Annotated in this window: 11 protein-coding genes; 6 read left to right on the top strand and 5 right to left on the bottom strand. The window is 58.7% G+C overall.

Features of this window, described 5'->3' with window-relative positions; all coding sequences use genetic code 11:
- From BGIM_RS49190 to BGIM_RS0107485, 4 genes are all read right to left on the bottom strand, one after another.
- A partial coding sequence (locus tag BGIM_RS49190) for a hypothetical protein (protein WP_193788949.1) occupies positions 1-997 on the bottom strand: 997 nt, incomplete at its 3' end.
- A 359-nt stretch (positions 998-1356) separates the two neighbouring features.
- Complete coding sequence (locus tag BGIM_RS49185) at positions 1357-1596, bottom strand: helix-turn-helix transcriptional regulator (RefSeq protein ID WP_020469176.1); 240 nt, start codon at positions 1594-1596, stop codon at positions 1357-1359.
- 296 nt (positions 1597-1892) lie between these two features.
- Positions 1893-2840 (bottom strand): hypothetical protein, encoded by a 948-nt coding sequence (locus BGIM_RS0107490; RefSeq protein ID WP_029629825.1) that lies wholly within the window; start codon positions 2838-2840, stop codon positions 1893-1895.
- Between the two features lie 26 nt (positions 2841-2866).
- Complete coding sequence (locus BGIM_RS0107485; RefSeq protein WP_020469174.1) at positions 2867-3133, bottom strand: helix-turn-helix transcriptional regulator; 267 nt, start codon at positions 3131-3133, stop codon at positions 2867-2869.
- 419 nt (positions 3134-3552) lie between these two features.
- Here BGIM_RS0107485 and BGIM_RS0107480 point away from each other — a divergent pair, with 419 nt between their 5' ends.
- From BGIM_RS0107480 to BGIM_RS0107450, 6 genes are all read left to right on the top strand, one after another.
- The gene (locus tag BGIM_RS0107480; RefSeq protein WP_020469173.1) at positions 3553-3921 is read left to right on the top strand and encodes a sigma factor; all 369 of its coding nucleotides are present in this window, start codon (positions 3553-3555) and stop codon (positions 3919-3921) included.
- A gap of 37 nt (positions 3922-3958) precedes the next feature.
- Positions 3959-4549 (top strand): terminase small subunit, encoded by a 591-nt coding sequence (locus BGIM_RS49180; protein ID WP_020469172.1) that lies wholly within the window; start codon positions 3959-3961, stop codon positions 4547-4549.
- Between the two features lie 66 nt (positions 4550-4615).
- Positions 4616-4759: a hypothetical protein gene (locus BGIM_RS62575; RefSeq protein ID WP_020469171.1), complete on the top strand. Its 144-nt coding sequence runs from the start codon at positions 4616-4618 to the stop codon at positions 4757-4759.
- Positions 4756-4953 carry a hypothetical protein gene (locus BGIM_RS0107465; RefSeq protein WP_020469170.1) on the top strand — a complete coding sequence of 66 codons (198 nt, stop codon included), beginning with the start codon at positions 4756-4758 and terminating at the stop codon, positions 4951-4953. The genes BGIM_RS62575 and BGIM_RS0107465 overlap by 4 nt, the downstream gene beginning before the upstream one ends.
- A gap of 32 nt (positions 4954-4985) precedes the next feature.
- Positions 4986-6020 (top strand): DUF4062 domain-containing protein, encoded by a 1035-nt coding sequence (locus BGIM_RS0107460; RefSeq protein WP_020469169.1) that lies wholly within the window; start codon positions 4986-4988, stop codon positions 6018-6020.
- 620 nt (positions 6021-6640) lie between these two features.
- Entirely contained in the window at positions 6641-7630 is a 990-nt protein-coding gene (locus BGIM_RS0107450; RefSeq protein ID WP_020469168.1) for a hypothetical protein, read from the top strand.
- Here BGIM_RS0107450 and BGIM_RS0107445 read toward each other — a convergent pair.
- Complete coding sequence (locus BGIM_RS0107445; RefSeq protein ID WP_020469167.1) at positions 7627-8025, bottom strand: hypothetical protein; 399 nt, start codon at positions 8023-8025, stop codon at positions 7627-7629. The two genes, BGIM_RS0107450 and BGIM_RS0107445, sit on opposite strands and share 4 nt — an antisense overlap.
- Positions 8026-8247: the final 222 nt, after the last annotated feature.

Raw genomic sequence — 8247 nt, 5'->3', positions numbered from 1 at the left:
CCCGCCGCATCGTGTCGCCCCGGATTCCGACGTTGTTTCCGGTGGCAAACCAAGTGGTCAGATTCGGAAGCCGGACATCCCGGTTCGTGCCGAGCAACCGGTCCGACCATTCGACCGAGGTGAGCAAATTGTTCAACTCGCCGCCGCCGAGCCGGTCGCCGATGTCGTCGAACAACACCATCGGGCTTCCCCGGAAAAGCAGCGTCGTCACCAGTTTGCGGAACTCCGAGCCGTTGTCCGGCATGGCGTTCGTCGGCTGGCGTTTTCCGTGGCAGATGATCGAGATCAGATCGACCAAGAGGCCCTTGCCCGATCCGGGCACGTTGGCGTCCATGAGGAAGATCGGCGTCGGCCCCCGGAAGGCGAACCGGGCCAGCGGGGTCAGCAAGGCCGCCAGCCACGCGGACGCATGACAGGGCCGGGCGAACGGAAAGTTTGCCGTCATGTCCAGCAACACCCCCGCCGCCCGCCGGGCCTCGTCCTTTGAGGGGTTGCGCGGAACGACGGGCGAGACGGGGTGAGTCGGGGAGTAATACAACCCGGTCCCGGCGTGATGGCCCGGCGCCGCCAGGATCTCGCCATTTGGAAGCCACATCGGTGATTCCACCAGTTGCGTGATCACGCGCATTCCCGGCCATTCCCCCCGGTCAAGGATGGCCCGGACGGAGGCTTGCGGCGGGGGCACACTGCGGAGTTTGCCGTTCTTCCCCTTCCGCAGCCACCTGATTCCAAGGGTCAGACGTTCCCGCAAAGTCGCCTCGGACACCTCCAAGATGACCGGCGACGCCATCCCCGCTGTTTTGGTTTCCTCGGGATGAATCACCCGGACAAGATGCCCGCCCCGGACATACAAGTCCGGATCGCGGGCCATCGCCGCGATGGCCTCGTCATTCATCCGGTGTTCATCATGGTCGATGAGGACGCGGGCCGGAGCGGACACCCTCGGAACCGGCGTCGGCCGGGCTCTCGATCCGGTGCGGTCGGGAAGATTACTCACGGGAGCCGCCTTTCCCTGCCCTGAGTTTCTCCGGGAACGGGAGCAGGCGACGAAGGGATTGCCGGGCCGTCCGGACACGGCGGCGAGAATTGGATTTGTGGCCGGAACCGGCCGCCTATGGTGTTCATGTCAACCTTGTCGAATGGGTTCGCGGGCCGGCCAGCCTGTCACTGGCCGGCCCATTTTCGTTTTCCGCATGCCCGTCCGGGAGAACGGATGTCGTGACCGACATCCTGATTTCAACTCACTTCGCCGGCCCTTCCGAACATCAACGAGATTGCAAAAGACGGATCGCATGCCGTGGAACGGCGGAAGCCATGCGTTCCAGTTGCCCCTTGATGGCGTCCGGGCCGGACAACTTATTCGCCGTCCTGGCCGGGCTTGCTGTTGCAGTCGGGTTTGCCGGGGCAGCCGTCGGCAATCCACGCATTGATCTTTTCGCGGTCGTACCGGGTTCGGCGGATGCTGAGCCGCAGGATGCCGGGCAGTCGGTTGACCTTCGTCCAGCGGTCAATGGTCTTGCGGGAGACCTTGAAAAGGGTGGCGAGTTCGTCCGGGTCGTATACCTTGGACGATTCTTTCGGGGGAGCGGCGGTCATGATTTCTCCTGGTTTGGTGATATCGGTCTGGGTGGATAACAACGGACGGTAGGCAGACAGCAATGGGCAGCATTCCCAAATCGTGTTTGTCCGGGTGTCCGGCGCCGGACACCCGCGTAGATGAGGACGGGCGACAGACATCTCGGACCACCCGGCGGTCTGGCGCCCGTCCTATGGTCCGCATGTCCGGTCTTTCGGCATGTTGTTGTTGGCCAATCTCGCTTGCCACGGGATCGGCCTTTTTCGTTTCCGCCCGGATATGCGGTGAATCGTCCGGGCAGAGATGTCTTGGGCGGTCATAACTTGACGCACGCCGCTTTGACGTCATCGCCCAGACGATCAGCCCCAAGGGCGTGAATCCATCCCAGCGTGTCCGTGAAGTCCACCCCGCCGTTCGCCTCCTGCGCCGCGTCCGTACTGGCCAGCATCGGACAGTGGTTTTGAATGTGGCGGCGGGCTTCCTCGATGTGCTTTTCACACACGCCAAACTTGATGCGCGCCCCGGACGGCTCGGCCTTCAGGTCGCTGATTTCCTTCAGGCAATCCTTGAGCGTGACGGCGATGGCCAAGAACCGCCGCCGTCCGGCCCGGAGATCCGCATGTGGATCGGGAGGAGGGACTTCCTCGTCATCATCCGCGGGCCGGTCCGTCTCTTCCTCCGAGCCGGCCGATGACGTGTGTCCGGCGTCAAAGTCCGTGTTCTCGCGATCCAATTCCTTCCGGGAAGGCTGGCTCGTCGCCTGCGGGGTTGTCGTCTTTTCTTCTTTCGGATTCAGGTGTCGGAAGGCCGTTGACTTGGGGCATTCGGCCATGCTCGCGATCTGATCGTAAGTAATGCCCGGGTAATCCCGGCGGATGGCCTCAAGGATGGCCAGAAGTTCCTCCTTCGTCCTGGCCTTGCCGTGTCTGGCGTTTTGCCTGAACGCCAGACATCGGGCGTCCCGCCACGTGCCGGGTCTGATCAGAGAGTCCAGCTTGGAAATTCCGGCTTCCTTGGCCGCGCAATACCGTGTGAATCCTCCCACCAGCAAGAGTGTGCCGGCCTCGATGTCTTCGTGGGCATCTCTCAGTTCCACGACTTCCAGGGGAGGGAAGCGGTTGCCGTCCAGCATCGCGGCCGAATACCGCTCGACGGTGTCCGGATCGGTCTTGTAAGGCCCCTTGCCGAGCCGAAACTGAAGCCGCTCGTCCACGGTAATTTCGTCCAAATTCAGTTCATGGACTGGAATATTGTTGTTCATCATGGTCTTTCTGTTGAGTCAAAACGGGTTCAATCGAGATGCGGGAGTGTTTGCGCACGGCCTTCGCCGGCCGGGGTGACGAGAGTTGCCTGGTCGATCTTCGGTCGGCCGTCCTTAATCCATTGGTCCACGACCTCGCAGTTGAACCGGTAGAATCGCTGGCCAAAATCAATGCGGCCGGGGATCTTGCCGGCCTTGGCCCAACCTTTGATCGTCTTGTCGCAGACTTGGAAGATTCTCGCGAGATCCTTCAATGTGTAAGTCCTGGGCGAGTTCGGCGGGGGAACCGTCTTCATGTGTGTGTCTCTCTGAGTTCACAAGGGCGGCAAAGCACCGCTCATAAAAGACAGTAGTCGAAGTGACAAAACTGTAAACGACTGGATTTGAAGAGTGTTGTCCTGAAGCGGCCGGATTTGGGTTAATACGGAGAAAACAGCGAGTATCGTGGAGTCGTATGGAATACTTTCCAGTTATTTCCAATGCTAAATAATCATAAATAATGCTAAATAAAAAATAGCGAAAATATATTTCAAATTTTCGCTGTCTCACTTGGAGAGCCGCCACTCGCAACGAACCATGAATATCTCTGGTTCCGCCCGGAAGGCCGTCATTCAAACGATGGCTCATTCCAATTGGAATGAGCCATCGTTTGAATGACGGCCTTCGCTTCTTCGATCAATCACCGACATGGCGTCCGCGAACCTGATGGTTTAGGGTGAAACTCCATCTTTATCACGCCATCAATCCCCCGGATCTCATGAAGCAGAACTTCACCCAAACCACGGAAGAAGCCGACCGCCTCTTTCACGAGAACATGGCCCTGGCCATCCGCATCTCCGGCGACTTTTGCGAGCCCGGCTACGACCGCGACGACCTGAAGCAGGAGGCCCTCATCGCCCTGTGGGACGCCGCCCGCTGGTGGAAGCCCTCCGTCCGCGCCTTCAACATCTGGGCGGGCTTGTGCATCCGCAAGCGTCTGCGCCGTCACATGGGCCGGCGGGTTCATGCCCCTTTGATCCAGGGCAACCCCAAGGCGATGGCCAACATCGTCGCCCCGCGCCGCAACCGGGGCCTTACTGTCTGAGCGGGTGTCCGGCGCCGGACGCCCGGGGAGAAGGAACATGATGATGACGCCGAACCGGCTGGCCTATGACGCCGAAGTGCTGCTGTGCAAGCTGCCCGACAAGCAACGGCGGTTTGTGGAGGAGTACCTAAAGGACTGCAACGGGGCGGCCGCCTATGTCCGGGCCGGATACAGAGCCCGCACGCCGGACGTGGCCGCCAAGGGGGCGCATGACCTGCTTAACAAACCGGACGTGGCCGCCGCCCTTGACCTGCTCCAGCGCGCCCGGTCGATGCGGTCGCAGATTTACGCGGACCGGGTCCTGGAGGAACTGGCCCGGATCGCCTTCTCGGACATCGGCGACGTGATCCGCTTTGACGGCGCGGGCCGGCCGTCGATCCGGCCGCTCGGGGAGATCACCGAGGACGCGCGGCGGTCCATCGCCTCCGTGGAGATCCGTCAATTGGGGGAGTTCGCCGAAGTGATCAAGGTGAAATTCCACGACAAGAACGCCGCCTTGTTCAAACTGCTCGAACATCTGGGCATCGCCCGGCCCAAGGGGGAGGGAGAGGAATCTCCGTTGCTGGCCTTCCTGATCGAACAACTCGCCAAGGTTCAGGGAAGCGCCCCCGCCGGTTCGATCACTTGAGACCGTCCCTCGGGTGTCCGGCACCGGACACCCGAGGAAACAAAACCAGCTATCAACGGTCGTCCGATGAAGAAACCCGAGTCCAAGCGTCTTCAATTGCTCAGGAAGATCATCCCCGAAACGGACGACGCCCTTAACCGGGACGAGAATATGACGGCCGCCGGTCAGCGGGAGCCAGCCACGCCCACGCTGGCGGCGCTTTGGCTATGACCACCGAGAAGATCGAGGACCGGCGGCGGGACAAGGCCGACATGAGCCGAGCCGAGATCGACTCCATTCGCGTTGTCCACGACGTCATGGTCGAGCCGATGGAAGGGGCCGAGGAGTATCTCCGGGCCAAGGCAGCCAAGTCTCCGCTTCAATCACACAATAAATCATTTGACTGTCCGCGCGGCGACGATTAGCCTGATCATCCTCCCCCAAGCCCGAGGATCAGATGGCGGCTGACAAGCGATACCAAGTGTTCATTTCTTCAACCTTCCGAGACCTGATCACCGAACGACAGGAGGCCATGAGGGCTGTCTTGGAACTCGGGCATATGCCGGCCGGAATGGAGTTGTTCGCCGCCACGGACGAATCGGCATGGCAACTGATCGAAGATGTGATCAGGCAATCGGACTACTACGTGTTGATCATTGGAGGGCGGTACGGATCGCTTGACGAGACCGGCATCGGATTCACCGAGAAAGAGTATGATTTCGCCGTCTCTTTGAAAAAACATGTCATCGCGCTTCTGCATGGCAAACCAGAGGGGCTGCCAAGGGATCAAACCGAAACGGACGGAGCTGCTTGGGGAAGACTTCAGTCATTTAGAAAAAAGGTCGAGTCAAAGCACACCCGGGTTGCATGGGCCTCACCCCTGGAGTTGAAGGCCCAAATCATTGTCGGTCTGACGATGGCGATCAACCGTCACCCAGCCGTTGGATGGATTCGAGCTGATCAAGTACCCACTCAGGCGAATGTTTCCGACAACCTGGCACTTCGTGAGCGAATCGCCGAGTTGGAGAAGCAACTCGCAAAAACCGATGTCAAAACCGATGTTGATTTTGGAAGTCTTTCGCAAGGCGAAGACAAGATTAGTTTCGATATGATCGTTGAGGAATATCAGTCGGGAAATGGTCGGGTCACCCGCAGCAGTCGACCCCTTCAAACGACATGGAATGCTGTGTTTGGCAAGATCTCGCCCAATTTACTCAACGGGGTTTCCGATGAGTCGCTCAAAGAAGCGATCCGCGAAGCACTACATGAAATGGCTTATAGAAGCGGTATGACAAGTAATGCCTCTGCTTCCATCTCAGTGCCAAACGACAACGTAAATTCTTGCTTGCTTCAATTCCGAGCACTCAATTTGATTCAAGTGAAAACACCAGGGACCCTCAAGGATGATACGATTTGGGATTTGACGCCGCGCGGCGATCAGTTGATGGTTGAATTAAGGGCTCTGAAAAGGGATCCTCAGAATGCAAAATGACGGAGAATGACTATCTGAGTGTCTATCCAGAAAGCCCAAAAACGCCGGTGTTTTCGGGGGTAAAATGGCCGAAAACCGGCCTTTCCGGATAGACACTGAGCTCGACTCGTACACTTTTGGAGGCATCGAAAGCCTCGGAAATTCACGGATTTTCGATCAGCCCAACCGGATTATTTAGACACCCCACCCCTTCCCGAGGGTCACAGAACTCGGTTGACTCGGGAATGCCCGGGGTTTTCGCAGACTGATGCCTGGAAAAAGTGCACGAGTCGAGCTGAGTGTACGTCTGAATTTTCCCCTGATTTGACAACTCCCGAAAACCATGATGTTCTTCCCTCATGGTCATCGCCATCACCAAACGCCGACCCCTGACGTAGGTCTCCCGGCTCTTGCGGGAAGCCTTTGCCCAAGACCAGACCCCATTGCTGGAGGACGCCGATCAAGGCGTTATCTTCGGCGTCAAAGTTCATTGAAACCAACTTGAAACCGTCTTTTCTTTCCTCGGGTGTCCGGCGCCGGACACCCGGACAACATGCGGTCTGATATTCACCCGCATGATCGTCCAGCCCGAAAAATCGACTCGCTTACTGTCCCCTTGAGCCATTTCACAAGGGGACCAAATGCCGACGTTTCAGATCAATGACCAATGGACGGGCCGCAACGCCTCCGCGAGCCTGGACAGCCCGCGCAGCCTCAACCGAACCTTCGAGGTTCTCACGGACACGCAGGGGATGCACGGCAGCACCATCATCGACGCCGTGATTGCCGAGTTCCCGGACGCCGCGCTGGGCTCGCCTCACCCGGACTGGCCGGCGGCGATCTGCCGAAGTATCGGAGCCGATCCAACGGACAATCCGCTGATGTGGGAAGTGGCGGCTGCTTACGCCGAGTCGAAACAACAACAGAACGGGGCGGGGACAGGCAGCGGACCGGCGGCCGGAACGGGCGGGGACGGCGGGGCGCAGGGACAAGACCCGAGCGGGGAACTGACATATCAACCGCCGAAGTTCAGTTTCCGTCCGGTGGAGACGATCCGGCCGCATGACGTGAACGGCAAACCGTACCTGAACACCGCCGGGGTGCCGCTGGAGAATCCCCCGCCGAACTATGACGTGAACGGAACGATCACCGCGCCGCGACGCTATCCCATCGCCAACGACACCGACGTGGCCTGGTTCATGGCGGCCATCGGCAAAGTGAACAGTCTCGCGTGGGGCGGATTCCTCGCCGGAGAACTGCGGATCGCCGGGGCCGACTTCGAGCCGAAAGGTGGTTGGTGGGAAGGAAGCTGGCTTCTTGAAGTCAAACGCGAATTGTGGATTCCAACCAAGGTGATGTCAGCCGGCAGAACGTTCTTAAACGTCAAGGTTGGTCCGTTGGACACTTTCGTGAAGGGGAGGCTTGATTACAAGAAAGACAGCATCGGTCAAGCGATCACTGACATGATGTTTTTGGACGACCAAGGGCAAGAGGCAGACATCACCAAGATTGTCGGCACGAACGCAACCATCGTTGATCACGCCATCGTCAAAGGCGGCCCGGCCTTGGTTGAATTTCAGCAATCGTTGACGGTTAACTTCGCCGCGATCATGGGAGCCCATCTTTATTAAGGGTTTTTCAAATCTCGCGTGATCTTCAACGACTTGATTCCAAGTCCCTTGTTCATTGGGAATGTCAATCGCGACTTCTCCCCTTGAACAAGGTCTTTCTCGTTCACAAATCCACCGCTGACACGCACGTTTTCTGCGTCATAGAAATCAAATCGGATATTATTGTGCGGCCTCTTCCCATCCCAAACCGCGATTGCGGTCAATTGGTTCTCGCCCATTTTCCAGTCCGTGAGTTTGACGCTGTTCGAGACATATCCCTGAACGAACACTTCAAGCCCGCCAACCTTGCCAACTGACTTCGGGATCTCATCACCCGGTTTTGCTGGCTCACGAACCTGGGCGGACAAGACGGCCGAGGAGAAAAGAACCATCAGGCAGGCGGCGAAACGGATCATGACATCACTCCTCGGGTGTCCGGCGCCGGACACCCGCGCGGGATCGGGGCAAACGCCAAAGGCTGATCGTCTGACGTTCGCTTGATTTGGGGAACTGCATTTTAGTTTAGCACGGGTGTCCGGCGCCGGACCCCCGCCTTCATTTCCACCCGGATGAACCGAGCCTCAAGAAAAGGGGAATGGGTGTCTGGCGCCGGACACCCGGCTAGATTTCCTCTCGGA

The organism is Zavarzinella formosa DSM 19928 (genome assembly GCF_000255705.1).
Classification (GTDB): domain Bacteria; phylum Planctomycetota; class Planctomycetia; order Gemmatales; family Gemmataceae; genus Zavarzinella; species Zavarzinella formosa.
The sequence above is the reverse complement of the archived record's forward strand: the minus strand, read 5'-3'. Positions and strand labels throughout refer to the sequence as shown.

What these genes read in the sequence shown, in the direction of transcription:
- BGIM_RS0107460 (WP_020469169.1), top strand. Translation starts at nt 4,986, where the DNA reads ATGGCGGCTGACAAGCGATACCAAGTGTTCATTTCTTCAACCTTCCGA.
- BGIM_RS0107465 (WP_020469170.1), top strand. Translation starts at nt 4,756, where the DNA reads ATGACCACCGAGAAGATCGAGGACCGGCGGCGGGACAAGGCCGACATG.
- BGIM_RS49180 (WP_020469172.1), top strand. Translation starts at nt 3,959, where the DNA reads ATGATGATGACGCCGAACCGGCTGGCCTATGACGCCGAAGTGCTGCTG.
- BGIM_RS49185 (WP_020469176.1), bottom strand. Translation starts at nt 1,596, where the DNA reads ATGACCGCCGCTCCCCCGAAAGAATCGTCCAAGGTATACGACCCGGAC.
- BGIM_RS0107450 (WP_020469168.1), top strand. Translation starts at nt 6,641, where the DNA reads ATGCCGACGTTTCAGATCAATGACCAATGGACGGGCCGCAACGCCTCC.
- BGIM_RS0107445 (WP_020469167.1), bottom strand. Translation starts at nt 8,025, where the DNA reads ATGATCCGTTTCGCCGCCTGCCTGATGGTTCTTTTCTCCTCGGCCGTC.
- BGIM_RS0107485 (WP_020469174.1), bottom strand. Translation starts at nt 3,133, where the DNA reads ATGAAGACGGTTCCCCCGCCGAACTCGCCCAGGACTTACACATTGAAG.
- BGIM_RS62575 (WP_020469171.1), top strand. Translation starts at nt 4,616, where the DNA reads ATGAAGAAACCCGAGTCCAAGCGTCTTCAATTGCTCAGGAAGATCATC.
- BGIM_RS0107490 (WP_029629825.1), bottom strand. Translation starts at nt 2,840, where the DNA reads ATGATGAACAACAATATTCCAGTCCATGAACTGAATTTGGACGAAATT.